This is a genomic window from Nocardia sp. CWNU-33 (assembly GCF_046764895.1).
In the GTDB taxonomy this organism is placed as follows: Bacteria; Actinomycetota; Actinomycetes; order Mycobacteriales; family Mycobacteriaceae; genus Nocardia.
Map to the genome: position 1 here is coordinate 291939 of NZ_JBKOQN010000003.1, position 23030 is coordinate 314968.

20 protein-coding genes, 1 tRNA gene and 1 pseudogene are annotated in these 23030 nt (G+C 66.9%); 10 read left to right on the forward strand and 12 right to left on the reverse strand.

The window, feature by feature from the left end; all coding sequences use genetic code 11:
* Window positions 1-2: 2 nt before the first annotated feature.
* From ACLMAL_RS05505 to ACLMAL_RS05530, 6 genes are all read right to left on the reverse strand, one after another.
* Window positions 3-833 (reverse strand): ESX secretion-associated protein EspG, encoded by an 831-nt coding sequence (locus ACLMAL_RS05505; RefSeq protein WP_411998068.1) that lies wholly within the window; start codon window positions 831-833, stop codon window positions 3-5.
* Entirely contained in the window at window positions 830-1981 is a 1152-nt protein-coding gene (locus tag ACLMAL_RS05510) for a PPE domain-containing protein (RefSeq protein WP_411998069.1), read from the reverse strand. Before ACLMAL_RS05510 ends, ACLMAL_RS05505 begins: the two co-directional genes overlap by 4 nt.
* Window positions 1982-2024: 43 nt before the next feature.
* Window positions 2025-2345, reverse strand: coding sequence for a PE family protein (locus ACLMAL_RS05515; protein WP_411998070.1), 321 nt, complete (start codon window positions 2343-2345; stop codon window positions 2025-2027).
* A 156-nt stretch (window positions 2346-2501) separates the two neighbouring features.
* Window positions 2502-2852, reverse strand: coding sequence for a metallopeptidase family protein (locus tag ACLMAL_RS05520; RefSeq protein WP_328407917.1), 351 nt, complete (start codon window positions 2850-2852; stop codon window positions 2502-2504).
* Window positions 2853-2868: 16 nt separating this feature from the next.
* The gene (locus ACLMAL_RS05525) at window positions 2869-4005 is read right to left on the reverse strand and encodes a septum formation family protein (RefSeq protein ID WP_411998071.1); all 1137 of its coding nucleotides are present in this window, start codon (window positions 4003-4005) and stop codon (window positions 2869-2871) included.
* 95 nt (window positions 4006-4100) lie between these two features.
* On the reverse strand, window positions 4101-5807 hold the full coding sequence (locus tag ACLMAL_RS05530) for an aldehyde dehydrogenase family protein (protein ID WP_411998072.1): 1707 nt from the start codon (window positions 5805-5807) through the stop codon (window positions 4101-4103).
* A gap of 296 nt (window positions 5808-6103) precedes the next feature.
* Here ACLMAL_RS05530 and serS point away from each other — a divergent pair, with 296 nt between their 5' ends.
* From serS to ACLMAL_RS05545, 3 genes are all read left to right on the forward strand, one after another.
* Window positions 6104-7366 carry a serine--tRNA ligase gene (serS, locus tag ACLMAL_RS05535; RefSeq protein ID WP_411998073.1) on the forward strand — a complete coding sequence of 421 codons (1263 nt, stop codon included), beginning with the start codon at window positions 6104-6106 and terminating at the stop codon, window positions 7364-7366.
* 99 nt (window positions 7367-7465) lie between these two features.
* The gene (locus ACLMAL_RS05540) at window positions 7466-9328 is read left to right on the forward strand and encodes a putative bifunctional diguanylate cyclase/phosphodiesterase (RefSeq protein ID WP_411998074.1); all 1863 of its coding nucleotides are present in this window, start codon (window positions 7466-7468) and stop codon (window positions 9326-9328) included.
* A gap of 250 nt (window positions 9329-9578) precedes the next feature.
* Window positions 9579-11288 carry an MFS transporter gene (locus tag ACLMAL_RS05545; protein WP_411998075.1) on the forward strand — a complete coding sequence of 570 codons (1710 nt, stop codon included), beginning with the start codon at window positions 9579-9581 and terminating at the stop codon, window positions 11286-11288.
* Window positions 11289-11325: 37 nt separating this feature from the next.
* Here ACLMAL_RS05545 and ACLMAL_RS05550 read toward each other — a convergent pair whose 3' ends face one another.
* The gene (locus ACLMAL_RS05550) at window positions 11326-11970 is read right to left on the reverse strand and encodes a TetR/AcrR family transcriptional regulator (protein WP_411998076.1); all 645 of its coding nucleotides are present in this window, start codon (window positions 11968-11970) and stop codon (window positions 11326-11328) included.
* A 114-nt stretch (window positions 11971-12084) separates the two neighbouring features.
* Here ACLMAL_RS05550 and ACLMAL_RS05555 point away from each other — a divergent pair, with 114 nt between their 5' ends.
* The 4 genes from ACLMAL_RS05555 to ACLMAL_RS05570 all read left to right on the forward strand — a co-directional run bounded on the left by ACLMAL_RS05555 (window position 12085) and on the right by ACLMAL_RS05570 (window position 16233).
* The gene (locus ACLMAL_RS05555; protein ID WP_411998077.1) at window positions 12085-13341 is read left to right on the forward strand and encodes an oxygenase MpaB family protein; all 1257 of its coding nucleotides are present in this window, start codon (window positions 12085-12087) and stop codon (window positions 13339-13341) included.
* A gap of 206 nt (window positions 13342-13547) precedes the next feature.
* On the forward strand, window positions 13548-14504 hold the full coding sequence (locus tag ACLMAL_RS05560; protein WP_411998078.1) for a DMT family transporter: 957 nt from the start codon (window positions 13548-13550) through the stop codon (window positions 14502-14504).
* A 180-nt stretch (window positions 14505-14684) separates the two neighbouring features.
* On the forward strand, window positions 14685-15674 hold the full coding sequence (locus ACLMAL_RS05565) for a MauE/DoxX family redox-associated membrane protein (RefSeq protein WP_411998079.1): 990 nt from the start codon (window positions 14685-14687) through the stop codon (window positions 15672-15674).
* A 220-nt stretch (window positions 15675-15894) separates the two neighbouring features.
* Window positions 15895-16233, forward strand: a complete 339-nt coding sequence (locus ACLMAL_RS05570; protein ID WP_406235139.1) for a calmodulin — start codon at window positions 15895-15897, stop codon at window positions 16231-16233.
* Between the two features lie 200 nt (window positions 16234-16433).
* Here ACLMAL_RS05570 and ACLMAL_RS05575 read toward each other — a convergent pair whose 3' ends face one another.
* Both ACLMAL_RS05575 and ACLMAL_RS05580 read right to left on the reverse strand, forming a co-directional pair.
* Window positions 16434-17975, reverse strand: a complete 1542-nt coding sequence (locus tag ACLMAL_RS05575) for a Rieske 2Fe-2S domain-containing protein (RefSeq protein ID WP_411998080.1) — start codon at window positions 17973-17975, stop codon at window positions 16434-16436.
* Window positions 17976-18017: 42 nt separating this feature from the next.
* Complete coding sequence (locus ACLMAL_RS05580) at window positions 18018-19010, reverse strand: hypothetical protein (protein WP_411998081.1); 993 nt, start codon at window positions 19008-19010, stop codon at window positions 18018-18020.
* A 134-nt stretch (window positions 19011-19144) separates the two neighbouring features.
* On the opposite strand from ACLMAL_RS05580, the gene ACLMAL_RS05585 reads away from it, so the two are divergent.
* Window positions 19145-19897: a lysophospholipid acyltransferase family protein gene (locus ACLMAL_RS05585; protein WP_411998082.1), complete on the forward strand. Its 753-nt coding sequence runs from the start codon at window positions 19145-19147 to the stop codon at window positions 19895-19897.
* 306 nt (window positions 19898-20203) lie between these two features.
* Here the strand turns inward: ACLMAL_RS05585 and ACLMAL_RS05590 are convergent, their stop codons facing one another.
* The gene (locus ACLMAL_RS05590) at window positions 20204-21019 is read right to left on the reverse strand and encodes a helix-turn-helix domain-containing protein (protein WP_411998083.1); all 816 of its coding nucleotides are present in this window, start codon (window positions 21017-21019) and stop codon (window positions 20204-20206) included.
* 85 nt (window positions 21020-21104) lie between these two features.
* On the opposite strand from ACLMAL_RS05590, the gene ACLMAL_RS05595 reads away from it, so the two are divergent.
* Window positions 21105-21986 carry an NAD(P)H-binding protein gene (locus tag ACLMAL_RS05595; RefSeq protein WP_411998084.1) on the forward strand — a complete coding sequence of 294 codons (882 nt, stop codon included), beginning with the start codon at window positions 21105-21107 and terminating at the stop codon, window positions 21984-21986.
* 253 nt (window positions 21987-22239) lie between these two features.
* Here ACLMAL_RS05595 and ACLMAL_RS05600 read toward each other — a convergent pair.
* Window positions 22240-22311 (reverse strand): annotated as a pseudogene (locus tag ACLMAL_RS05600) (hypothetical protein); the annotation flags it as partial.
* A gap of 211 nt (window positions 22312-22522) precedes the next feature.
* On the opposite strand from ACLMAL_RS05600, the gene ACLMAL_RS05605 reads away from it, so the two are divergent.
* A tRNA-Gly gene (locus ACLMAL_RS05605) sits at window positions 22523-22594 on the forward strand.
* A gap of 1 nt (window position 22595) precedes the next feature.
* Here the strand turns inward: ACLMAL_RS05605 and ACLMAL_RS05610 are convergent.
* Entirely contained in the window at window positions 22596-23030 is a 435-nt protein-coding gene (locus ACLMAL_RS05610; RefSeq protein WP_411998085.1) for a YbaB/EbfC family nucleoid-associated protein, read from the reverse strand.

Here is a 23030-nt window from a genome sequence, read left to right on the forward strand (position 1 = left end):
CGTCAGGTCAATGCCCGGTTGCTCGGGAAGTCCTCGCGTTCGGGCAGCACACTGATCAAATCCTGCAGTGCGGTCCGCAACCGCCCCGTCGTTCCGCTGCTGAGCGACGTCCACTTGGTGCCGTCATCGGAAACGCTTGCGGTGGCGATGAATCGACCGCCCCGGGTGTTGAACACGGCGATGTGGTTCTCGGCGTAGTCCTTGGTGCCGTCGCCATAGATCACGCCCACGATCTCGGCGTGCGAATGGATCTCCACCATCGCCGAGGCGATGGCCTGCGCGTCAGTGGCGGGATGTCCCACCCTGGCGAGCCGGGCGGCAGTCGCCTTGGCGTCGCCGGTGTCGTCGAAGATCGGGACGAGCTGTTCGGTCTCGGCGCGCATGCCTGTCAGCTCGAGCGGCTCGGCAGGCCCGAGCGCGGTGATCACCGGTCCGGCCAGGTCGTCCTCGACCTGGTCGATGACATAGGAGTGCGGCCCGCGAAGGGCGACGGCAACGAAGTCATCGCCCTTCGCCAGGCACATGCGACTCGCATTGCCTTCCACGAACAGTCGTATCGCGACCACCCAGTGGGGTCGGTACAGCGCCCGCAGCCGGTCTTCGAGCTCTTGGTGAACCGAGCCACCGATCAGGAGTTCCCGATCGGTGAGCGACTGAGCAGCCACGGCCATCGCCGCATCGTGATCGGTCACGTTGTCGTAGCGTCCCATCGCCTGGAGCACGATGGGCAGCTCGTCGATCTCCAGCTTCTCCAGGAGAAACTGCATCTCGTCGAGCGACAACACAACCGCCGCGAGCATCGACGGGCCGTGGCCCGCACCCAGCACCGTCACTTAGCCGTCCCGGCTGTGTCCGCGCCGATGACGCCGTCGGCCATGTAGCGACCGTCGTTGAAGTGATCGGTGCGCAGGTAGTCGGCCGACTTGTGCTCGGTCTCGTCGTCTTCGCTGTCTTGCACCCGGTTGCCGAGCAACGGACTGCCCGAGGGCGCCGCCGGACGGACCGGCGCGGCATCGAAACGCACGTTGACGGACTCGGCGACCGCGGTCGTGGCAGGCATGCCGACCGCGGCGCCCGCACCCCAGCCTTCGGGAAGCTTGAGCGATGCGTTGGGGTTCGCGCCCGGGGCGGATGCCGCCGAGCGGGTTGCCGCGGCAGCCGCGGAGACCGCGGTGCCGACACCCATCATCGACATCGGCGCGGCGGCCATACCGCCCATCGACGGCGTCGCGCTGGTGACGGCCGAGATCGCATTGGCGCCGAGGGTGCCGACCGTGCTGACACCCGAGGTTGCCACCGAGCCGATGACGTTCGCTGCCTGTGTCGCGGCGCTCGCAATGGCCGGGTTGTTCACGACCCCGACTGCCGCGGCGATCGCGGACGACACCGGATCCCCCTGGAACGCGGCCTCGGCCGAGCTCGGGTCCGCGGTTCCGGCGCCGTTGGCGATCGCGGGGGGCGGCACGAACTCGCCGGGGGTCGCCACTGTCGCGGTGGTGGCCGCTTCGTAGGTCTCCATGGTCAGCGCGGCGCGCAGATCCAAGGCGGCCTTGGCTGCCTCCGCGATCTCGGAGCTGCCGTTCAGGACGCCGCCGGTGGAGGCGGCCGCGACCCGGGCGCTGTCGACGGCCGCGATCTCCGGGATGCTCGGCATCGCTATCGACGCGACGGTGTACGCGGTCGCGTTCGCGACGGCCTTCGCGCCCAAGGTGGCCGCCATGACGCTCTGCTGCTCGGCCCATCCGGTGAAGCCGGCGAGCCTGGCGAGCGCGGCGACACCGTTGACACCCTGCATGCCGATGCCCAACTCGGCCATCACCCGGACAGCGGTCGTGGTGGCGTCGATCCACGCGCCGGTCAGCCCGCCCCACGCGGCGGCGGCCGCCGAGATCGGGACGCCGTGTGCGCCCGCGTTGAGCGCGATGGAGTTTCCTTCTGCCATACGGGGCAGCCAGAACACCCCGGTCATACCTGCGGTCATGCTTGTTTCTCCCCTTTTTCCGTAATCAGAGCTGTCCGCGGGCCTACTGGCCGAGGGTCATCTCGGTGGCCTTGATCACGCTCGCCCGGAGGATGTCCTCACCGACGTGCGTGGCGAGCTGCATGCGCAGCGTGGCGGCAGCGTGATGCAGCTCGAGGACTGCCTGGGCGACCGCCTGGTCGTGGGTCATGGCGCCCCGGTTGAAGTGATTGGCTGCCAGCAGCGACACCTCGTCCATCCCGGACGGGAGCACGTGCGTCGCCGCGGCGCTCAGCACGTGTGCGGCGGCCAGCCGGTCGGCAACCAGATCCAGTTCTAGTGCTGCGGCCAGGACGGCTTCGGGTGTGATGTCTACACCAAACATGACTCGACTCCTTCTAGTGGCGGCTACTGGGCGGAACCACGAGAATTCCCCCTACGAGTGATAGGACGCGACAGCGAGGCAATCGGTTCCATCGAATCCCCAATTTTCTTTCGTGCCTTGACAGCTGCGCTCCGGTCCCACAGCTGCGTAAAAAGACTAGCCCCATCCCAACTGATGCAACCGGTCTTCGTCAATCCCGAAATAGTGTGCAATCTCATGGATCACAGTGATCGCCACTTCTTCGACGACTTGGCTCTCATCGTCGCAGATTTCGAGGATCGCGTCGCGGTAGATCGTGACAGTGTCGGGCAGCGCTCCGCCGTATTGGCTATCGCGTTCGGTGAGTGCGATCCCGTGATATAGACCGAGCAGCCGCGAGTCTTCCGAATTGCGAGCCTCGATAAGCACGACCACATTATCGATGGCACTGGCCAGCTCTGGCGGAATGAGATCGAGCGCATCGCCGACCAGTTCTTCGAACCGGTCCTCGGACATGGTGACCGACATCGGAAGGGCGGCCTGCCTAACGCGGCTGCGGCGGCAGCGGCGCCGCACCCGGCAGCGGCGCAGGCGTCCGGCGGCCCGAGTTCGGCGGTGGCACCGGCGCCTGGCCGTTGATCAAGATCTCGCCCTTCGCCGAGCCGATGATCGGGGCGAAGCCTTCCCGGTCGGTGCCTTTGCCGATCATGCAATCCAGCTTGCGACTGCCGGCCAGCCAGCTGCGGGCATCGACATAGTCGAAGAACAGCGTCAGCGTCTTGTTGCGCACCTGATCGGGCGACCCCAGATAGTCGGTAGCGGAGCGGGCGCACTCCTCCTCGACGAACCGATCCTGCTCCTCCTTGGCGGGCGGCCCACCGGGGAACCGAGCCGCGAGGTCGATGGTGGACACGATCTCGACGGCGTGCGCCTGCCCGCAGTCCACCGGATCGGTCGGCAGGTTCTGGTTGATGCCGAGGCAGGTCCCCGCCTCGAACACCTTCGACTGATCGTGTTCGGCGGCGCTGCCCGTCGACGGCAGTGGGGTCCCGGTACTTCCGGAGAACTGCAGCCCACAGCGCAGCGTCCGATCACCGTGTTTCCACCCGTCGGGGCTCGGGTACATCAGCCCGACGACATAGCGCCCGCGCGGATCGAAGTGCCCGCTCATGTACTGCTGCACTGCGGGGACGCAATGCTCTTCCTTGAGCTCGGTCAGGCGCAGCGAGTCCGGGAACCGCGAGCCGGCGCCGAATTCTTTGCCCGGGTACTTGCTCATGTCGATGTCGGCAGCGACCTCGAACAGATGCCTGTTCGAGCACGCCACCTTCACCAGGTCGCCGCGGTCCGGCTTGGTCCAGCTGAGGCAGTCGCCTCTGGCTGCGGTGCCGAACTCCTTGTCCAGCACGGTGTCGACCGGCGACCCGGGAGTGTGCGCCTCCAGCCCCGTTTCGTTGTCGAACCCGGTCACGAACAGCGTGACCATGGCCGCGATGACGGCGCCCGCCGCGACGGCGAGCAGCCCCCAGCGCAGGGTCGGTGCGGACAGGTGCAGGTTGCTACCCGTGAGCAACGCGCGGGCGTCATCCAGCGAGCGTGGGAACGAGCCGAGACGCGACGGCTTGGCGCCCGAGGGATGCTCGGTCGCCCGCGGGGGCTGAGGCACATCATCGGAGGACATCGCGATCCATCATGGCAGCGTCTGATCCCCGGTGCTACGACCTGGTCGATCAGGCGCAGGCAATGGCTTGCCGACACCGCCGTAGCGGCCTGATCTCAGCCGCGAAACGCCGACAGGAACACTCCCGGCAGCCGCGCCGGGTTGCCGCTCGCGTAGAACTCCGTCAGTTTGCGCCCGGTCGCCGCGGCGGTGGCATTCGTGACGAACCACGGCGGCTTCGGAGACAGCGCGAGTTCACCGTGCATCAGTGACCGCGGCGCCGGCCGGAACGGCCCGCTCACCACCGTCCGTTCCACATCGTCGAGCAGGAAAGCGTTGTGCACCACGCCGATTCCGCTCTGCACGTCGTCGATGGTGTGGCCGGGGTAGGCGCCCCACGCGGCCCGTGGCGTGAGGAAGGCCAGCCCGGTCCAGGCGTTGACCGCGATCGCGCCGTAGCGCAGCCGTTCGATCGCGCGGTCGAAGGCGACGCCGAGCCGTTTGATGGTGCTCGGGTGCGCGATCACATTGGCGCCGAGCGTTCCGGTGAGTTCGGTGTTCGCGAAATCGACTGCGTGCTGCAGGAATTCGCCGCCGTCATCGGGCAGTTCGACCACGCCCAGCACCGGTGCGAAGTACTCGGTGCGCAGCAGCGGGGTCTCGGTCTGCGGCAAATTCTCGACCAGCACCCGACTCTGCCCCGGCCCGAACCGTTCCGCGTCGGGATACGCCGCAACTGCGTCGGCAACGCGGTTGTCGCTGCCCGGGTAGTAGGCCGGACGCTGCGGCGCCTTGTCGAGCGCGGCGCGCAGCTCGGCGAGGAATTTCTCCTTCTGCGGCCAGTTCGCGCTCAGCACCACGGCTTGGGTGGCGACGCAGTTGTAGCCGCCGTTGTGCAACCGCTGGGTCGCGACGTGCTCGGCCTGGAAACGCAGATCGGCGTCGCTCCATTCGCCTGGCACGACGATGGTCGGCGAGACGCCACCGAGTTCACTGGTGATCGGCTTGTCCAGCAGCGGGCGTTGGTCGGACTTGCGTTCCTGTCCCTCCGGTCCGGGCCCCCAGACGATCGCGTCATGGGTGTGCGCGCTGCCGGTCATGTGCACATGCGCCACGTCGGGATGGTGCACCAGATACCCGCCCGCTTCTGCCCCGCCGGTCAGGATCCGCAGCACGCCGAGCTCGATGAGCGGCGCGAAGATCATCTCGAGCACCGTGAACAGCGGATCGGTGATCGGGTTCAGTTTCAGCGCGACCACCCGGTTGTGCGCGTAAAGCTCGTACAACGCGTCCAGCGGCGGAATCGAGGTGATGTTGCCTGCGCCGAGTATCGCGCCGATGCCCGCGGTTGCCGTCGGGTCGAGCTGGGCCAGCCCGGCGCGTCGGCGCGCGGTGCCGGCGTCGACGCCGGGCCGCAGCCACACCTCGCCCCGGAAGCCGCTGAGCAGCAGACGGTCGTAGACATCCAGCGGCAGGATCGGCACCGCGACCCGATCTCCTGGGGCCGCGGTGAGCGCAACCCCGTCGAGTGGACTGCGCCCCTGCTCCAGCGCCGTCAGCGTGGCCAACAGCGCGGCTGTGGCCTGCAGCAGTGTCATCGGACCCGACATCCATTCCTCACCGACCAGCGGTGAGTCCTCATCGAGCCCCTTCCAGGTGCGAGCCGCACGCACCCAGTCGGCGGCGAAGCGTCCGGTTCGGGTGTGGATTTCGTCGAGGAGTTCGCGACGACGGCGCAGCGAAGTCTGGGCCCACGCCTTCTCGCCCGCGGTCAGATCGGACAGTGCGCTATCGATCTCTGTTTCGTCGAAAGTTGTGCCCACAAACCAACTATGCGCGCGAACAGGGCCCGATGGCCCACATCCTGGGATATCGGCGTGAAACAGCAACACCGCGCCTATTAGGCGGCTGCCTCGCCTTCGCTCGACCCGGCGCGGACTGCGGTCGGACTACGTCCGGCTGCGCCTATTAGGCGGCTGCCTCGCCTTCGCTCGGCCCGGCGCGGACTGCGGTCGGACTACGTCCGGCTGCGCCTATTAGGCGGCTGCCTCGCCTTCGCTCGGCCCGGCGCGGACTGCGGTCGGACTACGTCCGGCTGCGCCTATTAGGCTGGTCACCCATGATCGACCTCCGATTCCTGCGGGACAACCCTGACGCGGTCCGCGCCTCGCAGCGCGCCCGCGGCGAAGACCCCGCCCTCGTCGACGCCCTGCTCGAAGCGGATGCGGCGCGCCGTGCGGCGGTGGCCACCGCCGACAACCTGCGTGCCGAGCACAAGGCCATGGGCAAGCTGGTCGGCAAGGCGAGCCCGGAGGAACGGTCCGCGCTGCTTGCGCAGGCGCAGGAGATGTCGGTGAAGGTCAAGGAGGCCGAGGTGGCGCAGCACGCCGCCGACGCCGACCTGGACGCCGCACAGCGCGCCCTTTCGAACGTTGTGCAGGAGGGCGCGCCCGCGGGCGGCGAGGACGACTACATCGTCTTGGAGACCATCGGCACGCCAACGGAATTCGATTTCGAGCCGAAGGACCATCTGGAACTCGGCGAGTCGCTCGGGCTGATCGACATGGAGCGCGGCGCGAAGGTCTCGGGCGCGCGCTTCTACTTCCTCACCGGATACGGCGCGCTGTTGCAACTGGGGCTGCTGCAGCTGGCCGCGCAACGTGCGGTCGCCAACGGCTTCACCATGATGATTCCGCCCGTGCTCGTCCGGCCGGAGATCATGGCGGGCACCGGGTTCCTCGGCCAGCACTCGGCAGAGGTCTACCACCTCGCCGACGATGATCTGTACCTGGTCGGCACCTCGGAGGTGCCACTCGCCGGCTACCACTCGGGCGAGATCCTCGATCTGAGCGACGGTCCGAAGCGGTATGCGGGTTGGTCGTCGTGCTTCCGTCGCGAGGCGGGCAGCTACGGCAAGGACACCCGCGGCATCATCCGGGTGCACCAGTTCGACAAGGTCGAGATGTTCGTCTACACCACGCCGGAGCAGGCCGACGCCGAGCATCGGCGGCTGCTGGCGTGGGAGCAGGACATGCTGGCCGCTGTCGAGGTCCCTTATCGGATCATCGATGTCGCGGCAGGCGATCTCGGCAGCTCGGCGGCGCGCAAATTCGATTGTGAGGCGTGGGTGCCCACCCAGCAGGCCTATCGTGAGCTCACTTCGACCTCGAACTGCACCACCTTCCAAGCGCGCAGGCTGTCGGTGCGATACCGGGACGAAAACGGAAAGCCGCAGATCGCAGCCACTTTGAATGGCACACTGGCGACCACGCGCTGGATCGTGGCGATTCTGGAGAACAACCAGCAGGCCGACGGTTCGGTGCGGGTGCCCGCCGCGCTGGTTCCGTTCGTCGGAACCGACCTATTGCGACCGACCAAATAACCCGGCTCACATTGCCAACAGGTTATAGCCGCTGGTTCGCCATGCCGGATTCACGGGATGTGGCAACCAGTGCGAATCGTTACCTCTAGGCTATTGCCCGTGCGAGGAATCGGGGCGCGCGGCGATACCCGAACCCGGGTGCGGGCGGCATCGGCGCTGGCGACAGCTATGGTCATGGCTCGGACCACCGGGGCGTTCTACGTCATGGGTGGTGTGCTTGGCCTGATTATTACTGCCATCGCACCGGGGGACGAGGGTAATCGACCGCTGGTCGGTACAGCTGCAGCGATTGCGCTGACGCTGGGACTTACGCTGCTCGCGTGGGGGCCGCGACTGCCGCATTCCATTCATCACGGGTACGTCGCCATCGCGACGGTCCTGGTGACCGTCGCGGTGCATTCGTTCCCGAACACGGTCGGCGCGATCGGCCTCGCCTCGTTCTATGTCTTCGTCGCCTGTGATGCGGCGCTGTTCTTCGCCTGGTCGCAGGCGCTCGCGCACATCGCGTTCGCCATCGTGTTGTGCCTCTGGGTGCTGCCCGCGCGGCCCGTTGTCCCCGGCTTGCCCTGGTGGTCCGGGTTGATTCCGGCAGGCGTGACCTTCGGTGTGGGTGTCGTCGTCGGCATCCTGACCAGGATGGCCTCCGAAGCCGATATCGATGTGCTCACCGGTCTGCTGAACCGGCGTGGCTTCGACCGTGCGCTGAACATCGCGATCGAGCACGCCACCCGCAGCGGGCAGGGCCTCGCGCTGGTGCTCGTCGACCTCGACCGCTTCCAGAAAATCAACGATCACCTCGGCCATCGCGCCGGTGACGCGGTGCTACAGCGTGTTGCTGATACCTGGTCCAAGCTGCTCGCTCCCGATCAGCGGCTGGCCCGCTACGGCGGCGATGCTTTCGCATTGCTGTTGCCGAATACCACTGAGCAGGCCGCGATCCTGCTGACCGAGCAGTTGCGGGCCGCAGTGACCACCGGGTGTTCCGCGGGCGTCACGTCATGGCAGCCGGGGGAGTCGGGTTCGCTGCTGGTCAGCCGTGCCGACGTCGGCCTGTACCGGGCCAAGCAGGCCGGTCGCAACCGCACGGTACTCGAGTCCTCGCGGCAGCTGCCGCTGGCCGTCGAGCTGCGCGAGGCGATCGATCGCGGCGCGTTGGACGTGCACTACCAGCCGATTGTCAGCCTGACCGAGGGCGGCGGCAAGGCGGTCGGTGTGGAGGCGCTGCTGCGCTGGTCGTCGAGCGCGCAGCCCGACGTCACCACCGAGGGGCTGATCCGGGTCGCCGAAGAATACGACCTCATCTCCGACCTCGACGAGCTGGTGTTGCGCAGGGCCTGCGCGGATGCCGCGCGGCTGCAAGAGACCTTCGCCCAGCTCGATCTGACGTTGAATGTGAACGTCAGTGGCCTGGAACTCGCCGAGACCGGCTACGCCGATCGGGTTGCGAACATTCTCGCGAGCACCGGCTGGCCCGCCGACCAGCTGGTGCTCGAGGTCACCGAGAGCGAACTCGCCGCCGAATCCCAGACGGCCATCGGCAATCTGCACATCCTGCGGGAGCGGGGCGTGCGCATCGCCATCGACGATTTCGGCACCGGCTACTCCTCGCTGAGCCGGCTCGCCACCCTGCCCAGCGACATCCTCAAGGTCGACCAGTCCTTCGTCGCCGCGATCCGCTCGGATTCCCCGGCCCCGCCGCTGCTCGGCGTCATCGCCGCCCTGAGCAGCGCGTTGGACCTACAGGTGATCGCCGAGGGCGTGGAAACCGAATACCAGGCCGCGGTCCTGACCGAGCTCGGATTCGCCCTCGCACAGGGCTACCACTACAGCGATTCACATCCTGTCGCCGACCTGATCAGCGACCTCAACGAGCACAACGGCCGAGTAGGCCCCGGCGCGTCGGACCGTGAGATCGGCGACGGCGACATGCACGCTGCCAACGGTTGGCTGCCGCTCGGGTGAGCCGCGTTCGACGTCCTTGCCGCTAGCTGTCGCGTCGAAGAGCCTGGGAGTGGGCCGTATCGGTGCGCGAAGTCTCGTGCGGCCGGGCTCCTTCTGCGCCGTGGAAATCACTTGACGGGCTGCGGCGGGGGCGACCAAGCTGAGCATCATGCGGTTGCTCTTCTACGGCTGTTGAGCCGATAGGTCGCTACGCGTCCGGTTGACGGGTCGCGCCGGCAAACTCGGCCTTCATGCCCTCACGGTTCGGGCGGTGCTCTTCAAGGGCATCGGTGACCTCATTCCGCTGTATGCGCTGTACGCGTTGCTGTTCGCTGATCATGGGTTGAACACCGGGCAGATCTCCTCGCTGTTCGCGATCTGGTCGACCACCGCGTTCCTGCTCGAGGTGCCCTCCGGCGCCTGGGCGGACACAGTGTCGCGGCGAGCTCTGCTGGTGCTCAGCGGCGCGCTGCTGACCGCGGGATTCGCGGCATGGACCCTGGTCCCCACCTGTCTCGGCTTCGCGGCAGGTTTCGTCCTGTGGGGCGTTTCCGGCGCATTGCAGTCCGGAACCTTCGAGGCACTGCTCTATGACGAGCTCGCCGCACAAGGCGAGCGCGCGGCCTACCCGCGCATCCTCGGCTACGCGCGAGCCGCCTCGGAAGCCGCGATTGTGATCGCCATTCTCGCCGCGACACCGCTGTACGTCTGGGGCGGATACGCCCTGCTCGGCTGGTCCAGCGTCCTCATCGCCGCAACCCACACCCTCCTCGGTCTGTCGCTCCCGAGCGCACCGAAGGCAGTGTCCGCCGCAGCTGTCGAGGACCTGGAAGACGATGCCGCCGAAGCCGATCCGCCCCGATCACCGCCGCAACGCCGCTCAGCGCCTGGCGTCGATAGCTCGACCTCACCGCTAGCGGTATGCGCGGCGTACGCCGACGGCCCGGAACATGATGTCGCTGCGAATGATTCAGTGCAATCACCGGCCTCTGGCCCCTCGGTGGTCGGTGCTGAAGTTCCGACCACATCGGACGGATCGACGACCACTGCTGCCGGGATCCGGTCTGCCGAATCAGTCCAGCCCGCAGGAATATCCAATGGTCGTGCCGAGCTGTCTGATGGTCGTGCCGAGCTGTCTGATGGTCGTGCCGCGCTGTCCGATGGTCCTGCCGCGTGGTCCGAGGGTCCTGCTGTGGTGGTGGACGTCGCTGAATGTGGCGGCGGACCGGATCGTCCCGCAGCGCTATCGACGAGCCAGTCGGCCGCCCATGGCGGTCGCTCGACAGTTTCGTGTGATGCGATGCTGGTCGACCAGGCCGCGCCCGGCTCAGCTGTGTTGGGGCCGTTCGCCGGGTATCTGACCATGCTGCGCACCGGAGTCGGTGAGGTGATTCGGGTGCGGGCCGTGCGAAGCGGCGTGCTGTTGGGGGCGCTGTTGTCCGGGATCACGGCGTTCGACGAGTACTTTGCGCTGCTCGCGGAGTCGGTCGGTGTATCGACTGCCGTGGTGCCGTTGCTGGTCGGAGTGACGGTGCTCGGCTCATTGATCGGTTCGATGTCGGCCGGGCGCACCGAGGCGATGGCGGCGCGGACGATGGCGGTCGCGGTCGGGGTGGGCGGTGTGCTGTTTGCCGGTGGCGCACTGGTCGCCGGACTGGCGATCCGTTGGCCCAGCGCCGTGTATGTGCTTGCCGGCATTGGATTTACCGCAATCGGCGTCTCCTACGGCATCGTCTACAACGCGAGCATCGTGGCAGGAGCGCGGCTACAGGATGCCATCGAAGGACCCGCCCGCGCGACGGTCACCTCGGTGTCCGGCCTGGCCTCGGAGGTGGTCGCGCTCGCGGTATTCGGCTTCGCCGCCGCCGCAACCTCCTGGCTGTCGATGCCCACGACGGTCGCTCTGCTCGGCGCCACAATCCTGCCGATCGCGCTGGTCACCCCCTCTTGGCTACCCCGCCGCCGAGCGAATGCCGACTGACCGGGCGAGTGGCAAGTGGTGGACCCGCTCGGCGTGGTCAGTCGAGCGGGCTGCCGATGAGATGGCTTGCGGTGAGCAGGAATTGGTCGGTGGAACGGTCGATGAGAGTTCGGCGGGTGATGGGGAGGGTGCCTGCCAGCCAGCTGTTGGTGGTTTCCCAGAGACCGCCGAGGAGGTGGGTTGCGGCGAATTCGGCGTGTTCGCCGGCGTTTTCGACGACGTCGGCGCCGACTTCTTCGGCGCATACGGCCAGCATGATGCCTGCGAACGAGCGCATCACCTCGGCCCTGCGCATCAGCAGGGCCGGGTTCAGTTGAGCCTCGACGGTGGCGATGCGTGCCTTGCGTGGATCATCGGCGATGAGGTCGACAGCGGCGGCGATGGCGGCTCTGGTCTTCGCGCGGATGTCGGCGCCGGTTGTCATGAACGCGGTGACGACGACCTGGCCGATCTCGTCGACGATCCGGTCGAACAGTTCGCTGAATACCGAATCGAGGTCGGTGAAGCTCTCGTAGTAGTAGCGCTCCGACAGCTTTGCCTTGGTGCACAGGCCGGAGACGGTCAGCTTGGCAAAACCCGAGGTCCCGATGATTTCCAGTGCCGCATCCAGCAGCGCGGCGCGGCGGCGCGCCCGGCGCTGTTCGATCGGCACGCCGCCGTAGGACCGCGAGGTGGTAGTCATCGGAGACCATTCTGGCATAGATCCTTGCCAGATTTTCAATTCTGTGAGACGTTCTTGTCAGAAGGTGCCCGATGCGTGCACCGACGCGAACCTCGAACCGATGGGTGAAGTGCAATGACGCATGACAACCAGCTGCTACCCACGCCGCCGCTGTTCACCGAGTTCCCCTTCCGGCAGGCTGTTCCGGTCCTCGCGCCGGGCGATCTGCGCTGCACCGCCGCCCAGCGCGATTCGTTCCGCCGCTTCGCGCAGGTAGGCGATCCGCTGGCCGACGACGTGGTGGCGATGATCCAGCGCCTGCCGGTCGGCGAGGGCCGTCGGATGTTCGAGATCGCCGTCGAGCAGGGCATAGATGCGGTGCCGGACGCGCCGCAAGAGCTGCGGGCACTCTTCGAACAGGTCGAGGCGGACCCGTACTGGCTCGATCGCGGCAAGATCGATCGCGGTGCCCGCGTCGTCGGCCGCACCAGTGTCTGGGGCGGCATAGCCATGGGTATGTTCGCCCTGATGGGCGGCTATCTCGCCTCCCGTGCGGACAAAACGCTCGTCGGCACCGGCGACCTGAACGCGATGGCGCCGCGCCGACTCGCCGAAACCACACAGTGGTGGCTGGATGTCACCACTCCCGGTGGGCTGCAACACAATCGGGTCGGATACCAGAGCGTGCTGCGGGTGCGCCTGATGCACGCGCTGGTGCGCGCGGGCATGAATCGACGGCCCGACTGGGATTACGCCGCATGGGATCAGCCGGTGAACCAAGTGCTCACCGTCGGCACCCTCGGCCTGTTCTCCATGGCGAATCTGGTTGGCGCGCAGGCGCTCGGACTGCGATTCTCCGCCAAGGAAAAGGACGCGGTCTTCCACCTGTGGCGCTACGTCGGCTTCCTGCTCGGCATCGACGCCGAGATCCTGCCGACCTGTGAAACCGACACCTGGCGCGCCTTCTGGATCCTCGCCGACACCGAATTCATCCCCGATAAGGACTCCCGTCTCTTGGCCCAGGCCCTCGTCACCGCCGCGGGCGGCCTGTTCGTCGGCAACGACACCGCTCCACAGCGCCTGGTCCGCAAGGCGGTCACCGGCTACATGGTTGCCTACAGCCGAATCATCCTCGGCCCGACCAACTCCGACTTCCTCGGCCTACCGAACAACAAACTATTCCAGAGCGCGGTCATGGCCACCGCCGTCGTCAACGGCGTCCTGGAAATCCCCCGCCAACTCCTCCCCGGCACCACCCGATTCCACGAAGAACTGGGCGCCCGCATCCGTACCCGCCTGGTCCGCGGCTCCATCGCCCGCAACGGCGGCGACCGCACTTATGCCCGCCACGACACCTTCGCCACCAACCGCACGGCACTACGCGCGGGATAGCTCGAGCGAGCGCTGGTTAGGATTGCGTCCCAGTAACTTTGGGTAATGGCGTTAGTGAAATGGTGGCCGCCAATGCGGTGGCGGCCACCATTTCTCTCACGTCAACCTGAGCAGGGTGCACGGCTTCCGGAGTGCGGACTGGCTGTGGGTGCGTGGCGAGGCGGAGGGGTAGTCGGGATGCGGACGGGGCGCGGTACCGTGCGGGGGTGACCGGGCGGCGGCAGGTGGGGCTGGTCTTCGGCTTCTGTATCGGGGCCGGGGTAGCGGTGCAGGGGCGGGTCAATGGTGCGCTGGGGGCGCGGTTGCATGACGGAATCGCTGCCGCGTGCATCAGTTTCGGCCTCGGGCTGGTGCTGCTCGGCGTTGCGTTCGTTGTCAGTCGCCGCCTGCGTGGCGGGCTCGCGCGGGTGCGGATAGCGCTGGAATCCGGTGAGCTGCGCCCGTGGCAGTTGCTCGGGGGGCTGTGTGGTGCGTTCTTCGTCGCGTGTCAGGGGCTTACGGTCGCCGCGATCGGTGTCACCGCGTTCACGGTGGCTGTGGTGGCAGGTCAGCTGGTGAGCAGTCTGGTGGTGGATCGTCTCGGTGTGGCTCCCAGTGGCCGCACCCCGGTCACCGCATTGCGTCTCGGCGGCGCTGCCCTTGCGATGGTCGCGGTGGTCCTGGCCGCGGCCGGTCGCTCAGGTACCGCGGTCGGTTCCTCGGCCGTCCCGGAGTGGCTGCGTGACGGCCCGGTCGCATTGCTGGTCGTCCTGCCCGCGTTGGCAGGCATCGGTCTGGCCTGGCAGCAGGCGGTCAACGGTCGAGTCGGCGCGGTCGGCGGTCCCTTCGCCGCCACCCTCGTGAACTTCGGTATCGGCACCGCTGCCCTGTTCGCCATCAAAGCGCTCATTCTCGCCCGCACCGGTTGGCCCACCGAATTCCCCAGCGAGCCTTGGCTCTATGTGGGTGGCGTCATCGGTGTCGCTTTCATTGCCCTTGCGGCTCTCACCGTCCGCTGGATCGGGGTCCTGCTCCTCGGTCTGACGTCGGTGGCCGGCCAACTCCTCGCCTCGGTCCTCTTGGACATCGCGATTCCCACCGGTGCCGGACTGTCGGTCATGACTGTCATCGGCTGCGCCCTCACCCTCGCAGCGGTCGTCGTTGCCGCTCGCTCCCGAAGCTGAACACCACTGCTCAGCTGAAGCGCCACCGGGTTCCGGCGCCATGGCAGCTCACTTGATCGACCCGCCGAGCGGGACAGGGTGGACGTCTGTCGTGGCCGCCGCCCAGCCTGCGGTCACGACCACTGAAACTGTTCCGTGTTTCATGTTCTATGGGCATGACCGATGTGGGATGGTGCGGTCATGCTGATCGAATACGGGGTGTGGGTTTCGCGGCTGGCGGTGAGTGCGGTGTTCGGTCTGTCGGCGGTGGGGAAGCTGATGGACCGGGCCGCGATGCGGAAGTCGGCGGCCGAATTCGGGGTACCGATCCAATGGGCGCCCGTCGTGGCGTGGGGGCTACCGATGTTGGAGGCGGTGATCGCGGTGGCGGTGCTGCCGCCGTGGACGGCGGTGGCGGCGTCGGTGCTTGCCACGCTGGTGCTCGCGGTGTTCACGGGCGCCGTCATTCGACTGCTGGTGCGGGGAAGACGACCTGCCTGTTCGTGTTTCGGCTCGTTGAGCGACGCACCGATCGGCGCCTGGACCGTAGCCCGCAATGGGGTGCTGATGGCGCTCGCGGTGCTGGTCGGCTGGGGTTCGCTCGCGTATTCGCAGGTGCCGGGCGGGCTGCCCGCCGACAATGCGGTCGGGCTGGGAGTTGTCGCGGTGCTCGCCGCGCTACTGGTGTGGATGTTCGGCGAGGTCCGCGGCTTGCAACGGCGGGTAGACGAGCAGGCGCTCTCGACCCTCGGTGCCGAGGGGCTGCCGGTGGGCGCCGTTGCGCCCGAGTTCGAACTGTTCGACGTCGATGACGGCCGCACGACTCTGGAATCGCTACTGGTCCATGGGCGCCGAGTACTACTGGTGTTCGTGCATCCCAACTGTGAGCTGTGCGCAGCACTGGCTCGGGAGCTGCCGCGGTGGCACTCGCGCACCGCCGAGGCGCTGACCATTGTGGTCGTCGGCAACGGCGACGCCGCGGAGCAGGCCGAATGGGCGCAGGAGCAGGGGCTCGACGGTATTGCCGCGCTGGTACAGCGGGGTAACGAAGCCGCTTTGCGCTACCGCGTCCGCGGCACGCCTTCGGCCGTATTGATCGATGCCGAAGGCCATATCGGCGCGCCGGTCGCCAGGGGCGCGATGGCGGTCCGGGAGCTGATCATGTCATCGAAGAAGGTTGTACGGCAGTGATGGGGAGCCGCCAGCGCGCGGACGGTCCAGTCGATCCCTGTGTATCGATCCGATCCGCTGCTTGTTCGAGGCAATACGGACCGGCTTTCTACTTCCATTGTCCTGCAACAAATTTTATGAGCAATTTGCAGCACGCCTGATCGTCGAGTCGATACGATCGAAGGGCTAGGTTCCTCCAATCGAAGTCGATTGGCCCTACTCCATCGAGGGGAAAATCAACATGGCGGACTTTGCATTCACAGATTATTCCGGCAAGGAATTCATCATCCGGCTCAACAACGAACAACGGATATCCGAAGCCCGTCGAATTCTGTCCGGCGAGGAAACCATGTCGGTCCACGTGATGGGCCGAATCAGGAAAACCACCGTGAATTACAACCCGGGCTGGAGTTTCCATCTCGACCCGGACACGATCACCTTCTTCACCATGGCGATCGAGGTATGCGACTCGAGCATCACCTACACGGAGGACCACCTGGATGAGGCCTGCGGCGCCTTCCTGCCCGGGTGCTTCTGGTGTCCGTGGTCCTCGCGGCTCACCCGCGAAATTACCGCCTGAGCGGGCCTCTTCGAGGAAAATCGCGCTCGTTGGGTGCCGGTACGGCACCCGGCCGAAACTCTGTCCGACGGTTCCGTGTGCGCAGTGTCACTGCGCACACGGAACGGACGAGCATATGCCCGATCGATCGACATCCGGAATGATGCGTCGACATTCGGCGCGATGAAGTTCGGGCGCTCGAAATTGGTGCAGCGACCGACTCAGGCCAACTTGCGGGAACGAAGTTCGTGACCTTTGGAGGTTTTGCAGCGACCCGATTCCAGGTCCCACTGCCACCCGTGCAAATTGCACAGGAGCGTATTGCCCTCGACGACACCGAATTTCGAAAGGTCGGCCTTGAGGTGTGGGCAGCGCCGCTGCACTTCCCAGCCGTCGAGTTCGGTGGACGCGGAATCGTCGTGCGCCTCGGCGAACCAGCCGTCGGCATAGGCGATGCGCTCGTCGGTCAGGCATTTGAAGAACGTATAAAGGAATTCGTTGTACCCGCCGATGCGCCACGCCTGGAATCGGGTGGACAGGAAGATGGTATTCACCCAGTCCGGCTCGTTGTCGCGCAACACCGTGCGCACCAATTCCGGGGCGATGCGGAAGCCGTAGCGATACTTGCCTTCGCCGTCGACCGGACCGCGCACCACGCGCTTGGGGAAGTCCAGCACCACGGTCTCGTCCCCGATGACGAGCCCCACGGGGTAGCCGATGCCGTCGCAAATCAGGTCGCTCTGCGCCATGATCGGCTCGAACAGGGCCTGCAACGGCTCCAGCAGCGGCTCGCCGGTCGCCGGTGCCCAGCTCGCCTTCTCCGCGGCCAGCACCGGCGCGAGACGCTGCGCCATCTGTTCGATGTATGCGGCCTTGTTGTCGTAGACCAGGCCTGGTTCGAACGGATGGGTCAACTCCAGCTCGGAACCACGCACATCGGCGACCGAGCCGGGGATCATCAACAGCCCGCCCTCGTTGCCGTGGATGCGCATCTGTTCCAGGAACACCATCTGGTCCGGGAAGATATTGCCTTCGTCGCCGCGGTCGTCGTTGAGGTAGCGCAGCTCGCCGTCGAGGAACACCGGCGGCCCCGCCGACGGCACCACCCAGGTGGCGCCGACCTGCTCGATATAGCTGCGGCACCGGTCCATGCCGCGCTGCCGTTTCTGCTTGCCGAAGTTCGACTTGGTGCGGCTCGGGATGTCGTAGACCATCGGGTACCAGATGGCGCCCGAGTACTGCAGCAGATGAATGTCGATCCGGCCGAATGCGTCGTGCAGCACATCCATGTCGACCGGCCGGGCGTCGTTCATGTTGAAACAGGTGGTCACGCCGTCTGAGACGATAATCCCGGAGTCGCCGATCGGCCCGTCTGCCGGCGCGCGCAACGCGATGATCATGATGTCCAGCTCGCCGCCCGGACCGGTGATCGTGTGCTTGACCGAGTCCTCGGTCTCGAAGAACTTGGTGAAACCGAGCAGCTCCAGTTCGCGCTTCAGATCCGGCACCGGGTAGTCCGGCAGCAGCACGGTCGCGTCCTTGTTGACGTGCTGGGCCAGCGTGACGGCGTCGAAGTGGTCGCGATGCAGGTGCGAGACGTACAGGAAGTCGCAATTGCCCAGCTCGTCCCAGTCGAGCTGGGTGTTGTCGGGGAACGGGAACCACGAACCGAAGTAGGCGGGGTTGACCCAGGGATCGCAAAGGATCGACCCGGCCGCGGTGCGAATATGGAATCCGGCGTGTCCGACGCTGGTGATCTGCACGAGCTGCTCCTCCTAGCCGTTACCAGCCATCCAGAGTAGTGGCTATGGTGAAACGTCGCCGATGCAGTAGCCCTTGGAGCTCTCGTGGCCATCGGTCAAGGTGAAAGTCCGCGTCTGGGTCACCCCGGCGGCGTTGGTGACGGGCACCTGTACCGCGATGTAGTCCGCGCGCAGTCGCTCCGATTGGATTTCCTGGTCGGCGAACTTCGTGGCGCCGGTCAGCTTGCCTGCGTTGTTCGCCAACGGCGCGGCGATCGGTTTGCCGGTGCCGGTGGGGTCCCAGGTCGCCGGGCTCGCCTTGCACACGAGCGGGTAGGTGCCCTCCTTGTCGGAGGGGTCGAGCGGAGCGCCGACAGATCGGGCCAGATACCGGCGCACGGTGTGCCTGGCGTCGGCGTCGTTCAGGCCGGTGTCCTCGCCCGCCGCAATCACTCGCGGGCAGGCGTAGCCGGTGTCGGCGGCGGCGCGGTCGATGGTGACTGCGGTGGTCCTGGTCTTCCAGGTGACGGTGTCCTCGGTCGCGACGCCGGGCTGGGCGAGGGCGTTGAGGATGGCCTGCTTGCCCTCGTACATGTCGGCCACATTCCCTGGGGCCATGGACCAGCACTTGGCCTGCAGCGCGGTGATCGTTTCGGTTTGCAGGTCGGCGGCCCAGCGCTGTACCGCGGGTGCGGCGGCCGGGAGGCCTGGCACCGCTGCGACCTGCGGGGCGTTCGCGGGGATCGGCGGGAGGGCCGAGGTGCTCGGTGTGGTCGGGGCGAGGATGGGCGAGGTGGTGGTCTGCGCCGTGGCGCGCGCGGGCTCCTCATTGGGAATGCCGACGGCCGAATCGCAGCCCGCGAGCAGGACCGCTCCGGCGGCGACGAGTCCGCCGACCAGGCTCCTGCCGATGCGTGGCGTTGTCCGCAGGTCGCCGTGGCGAGGGGCGCTGCGCTGCTGGTGCGCTGCCCCGTCGTGCTCGAATTGCCTTGTCCGGTCACGATAGCGCGGGTCTTTCCGGTCGCGTTCACGCGTTATCGGTCGGGCGCGGTCCACTTCCAAGGTCCTCTTTCGTAGGTCTTGCACTCGGGCCTATCGGGCGAATCCCGGGTCCGGTTCGGCGCTCGCGAGACAGCGCGCGCGGCGGCGCTCTGCCGGATGGGACAGTCTGCGACTACGCTAGCGGAATTGTGGAACCCGTCTACCGGACGATCGTCGGCCTGGCCCGTACTGTCTTCTTCGTCGAAGGTCTGAAATTCACCGTCAAGGGTGAGGAGAATATCCCTGCCCGGGGTGGTGCCGTAATCGCGGTCAACCACACCGGATATATGGACTTCACCTACGCCGGGCTTCCGGTGCGCACACCTAAGCGCTACATCCGCTTCATGGCCAAAAAAGAGGTGTTCGACAACAGCATCTCCGGGCCGATCATGCGGGCGCTCAAGCACATTCCCGTGGACCGATCGGCGGGCGCCGACTCCTACCAAGCCGCGGTCGAGTACCTGCGCAAGGGCGAGCTGGTCGGCGTGTATCCCGAGGCGACCATCAGCCGGAGCTTCGAGATCAAGGACTTCAAGTCCGGCGCCGCGCGCATGGCGATCGAGTCGGATGTACCGATCATCCCGATCGTCATCTGGGGTGCGCAGCGAGTGTGGACCAAGGGCTTCCCGAAGCGTCTCGGCCGCACCAACACTCCGATCTCCATCGCGGTCGGCGTACCGATCCAGCCCTACGAACCCGCGGCGGACCTCACCGCCCAGCTGCGTGCCGCCATGCAGGAAATGCTGCTCGATCTTCAGCGCGACTACCCGCACGAGCCGGGCGCCTACTGGGTTCCCGCCCGCCTCGGTGGCAGCGCGCCCACCCTCGAGGAAGCCGACGCCATGGACGCCGCGGAAGCCGAGGAGAAGGCGGCCCGCCGGGCGGAGAAGGATTCTCGATAGGGGAGCTATGGCGCGGAAACCTGTCTATGGCCTTCTCGCCCACCTGGTCCGCGTGGTATTCGCCATGCAAGCACGCGGGTCGATATCGCACGACCGGATTCCGCGCCCGCCATGAAGCACTACAACGCAATCGGCGTCGACCGCACCGCTGGTGCCGAGTCCGACGATCGCGCCGCATCAGGGATCTGTCGGGCCGACCATGGCAACTGTTCTCACCATGCTGGCCGAATGTGCGAGAGGGGAGATGAACGTGGCCGCGGCGACGTCGAAGTGGGCTCTGGCTGATGTCCCGTTCAGGGCGGGCGGTCAGGGGTGATAGAGCGGTTGACAGGGGGTGGGCGCGGGGAGGTTGCCGCGGAGGAAGGAAGTCGGGGGGACGCCCATGAGGGTGCGGAAGTCGGCGGTCATGTGGGATTGGTCGTAATAGCCGGTGGTGGTGGCCAGTTGGGCCCACGGGGTGATGCCCGCATGGGCGAGGATGCGGCGGACTCGGGCGATGCGGGTGTAGTGCTTGGGGGAGACGCCGACACCGGTGGTGAAGAGGTTGCGGAGTTGGCGTTCGCTCACGGCCAGGTCGGCGGCCAGTTCGTGGACCGGGGTCGGTGCGGCGGCGGATATGGCGGCGACGGCGGTGCGCAGCAGGGTCCGGTGGGCACGCTGGGTCGGGTCCTCGGAGATGCGTCGGGGGAGGACGTCTGCCAGGAAGGGTAGTACTTCCTCGGGTGTGAGGCGCGTCAGCTCGTCGGCCAGATCGGCTGCGACACCGGGAAAGTCGGCGAGCCGGAACACGCGGTTCGCAAGGTCGGTGGCCGGTACACCCAGCAGCTGACGGGTGGCTCCCGGTTCGAGTCGAAGGCGCACGCATCCGGCCGGCTTCTCGGCCCTGGAGTACGTCGCCTTGGTGTGCGGGCCGACGACCATCGCCTCGCGGTGACCTCCCGCCTCGGCACGCAGCACAATGGTCGTCGCGACGTGTGGCACATGCGTGAAGGGCAGCGAGACGTCGGCGACGGTCGGGATGTGTCCGAGCTCGGTGATCCACGGGCGCAAGGATTCGGGCGCTGCCACCGTGGTCTCGATGAGCTCGTCGGTCAGCGTGTGCGCCGGATATGTGGTGGTCACCCGATCAACTGTAGGCAGTTCGAGGCCGTCCAGGTGTGCCGAAATTTCCTATAGACCGCGGGGTCACGGCGGCAGGCTGGCCATCATGATTCTTATTACCGGTGCCACCGGAACAATCGGCAGCGAAATCGTTCGTCAACTCGCAGCGCGCGGCGAGCCGGTCCGTGCCGTGACGCGAGACCCGCAACGAGCGCAGCTGCCCGCCGAAGTCGAGGTGGTGCGCGGCGACTACACCGACACCGCGTCGATGGCCGCGGCCATGTCGGGCGCGGACGCCGTATTCATCGTCGGCGTGCTCGGACCGGACGACGCCGAAACCGACCGGGCATTGGTCGCCACCGCCAAGGCGGCCGGCGTCCGCCGAATCGTGAAACTGTCGGCCATCGGCACCGGCGAGCCCGAACTCGGACGAGTCGGCACCTGGCACATCCCCGGTGAGAACGCCGCGCGCGAAAGCGGCCTCGAGTGGACGATCCTGCGCCCGAGCTCTTTTGCCTCGAACACCCTGAGCTGGATCGATGCGATCCGCTCTGGTCAACCAGTGCCCAACCTGACCGGTTCGGGCAGCCAGGGCGTCGTCGACCCGCGCGACGTGGCCGCAGTGGCCGCCGAGGCGCTCCTCGCGCCCGGCCACTCGGGCCGCGTCTACACCCTCACTGGCCCGGAACTGCTCACCGGCCCGGACCAGGCTGCCGTGTTGGCCGCCGTCCTCGACCACCCGGTGGAGTCCATCGACATCGCAGAAGACACCGCCCGCGAACACATGCTTGCCGCCGGCATGTCCGCGGAATTCGCCGATGGTGCCCTCGCCGGCCAGGCTTACGTCCGCGCGGGCGGCAACGCGGTCCTCACCGACGACGTCAACCGGGTCCTCGGCCGCGCCCCGCGCACCTACACCCAATGGGCCACCGACCACGCCACCGCATTCGGTGCGGTGACGAACCCGGTTGCTCAGGGATCTCGGTAGTCGCCGCACTGCTGACCGTGGTTCGGCTCAGCGGACTCGACCACCCTCAGCGGTGAGCCGGACTCGCGGTCTTCGCCGGGACCGGCGAGTAGGCGGCAACGCCGCCCGCACCCGGCGATGTCCAGCGCGCCTCGTCGCATCCACTCCAGCGCGCAGTTGCGACAGCCGGAATCCGGTCGTAGTCCAGCGCGGGTCTCGTCGATTCCGGGCATCCCGCGACGTCGCGCCGCGGTTGGTGTCAGAGTCGTGCCCGCTGCTCGGCGGTCAGCGGCACGTAACGCAACAGCACGCCCGCGGGCACGGTCATGTAGTCGACGCCATGCTCGGGTCATCGAGGGTGCGGCCGCCGTCGTAGCGGAGCCGAATAGTATTGCTGTGCAAGCGAATACGAACCCATCGGTGCGCATCTGATGGCTGATCCGACAGTAGCGCACCGACGATCCGTCGCCCCGGATTTCCGAAATCCGGGCCGCACCTACTACAGTTCAACGTCGCAGAACATGCACGGCCGGAATCGGATCGCGCAGGCAATGCACGCGGATGTAGCGCAGTGGTAGCGCATCACCTTGCCAAGGTGAGGGTCGCGGGTTCAAATCCCGTCATCCGCTCTTACGAACCCGGTTCTTCCGGATCGCGACGCCAGGGCGCACGCACTTCCCGCAGACTGGGCGCGCCTGGCACCAGGTCGGGCAGATCCGGCATCGCATCGGCCCCCGCAGTGAGCGGGGCGGTAATCGCCTCGTTCTGCACGTTCGCGAGTCGTGCCGCCTCCCGGCCCGCCTCGGTGACAGATTGGCCCAGCTTCTCTGGGGTACTGCGAAAAGCCTCCTGCGCGAACTGCACATCGGTGAGGACACCGGCGCCGTCCACGGTCACCGTCACCAAACCGTCGGCTGAACTCGCCGTAGCCCGTACCGCGGCCAGCTGCTCGTACACATCGGACGCCTGCGCACGCTGCTCGGCGAGGGCATCCAGGATGAATTCGACCTGGTTGCGCATCCCGAAGTTGGCCGAGCGCAACCCATCGCGCTCCCATTGCTCCAT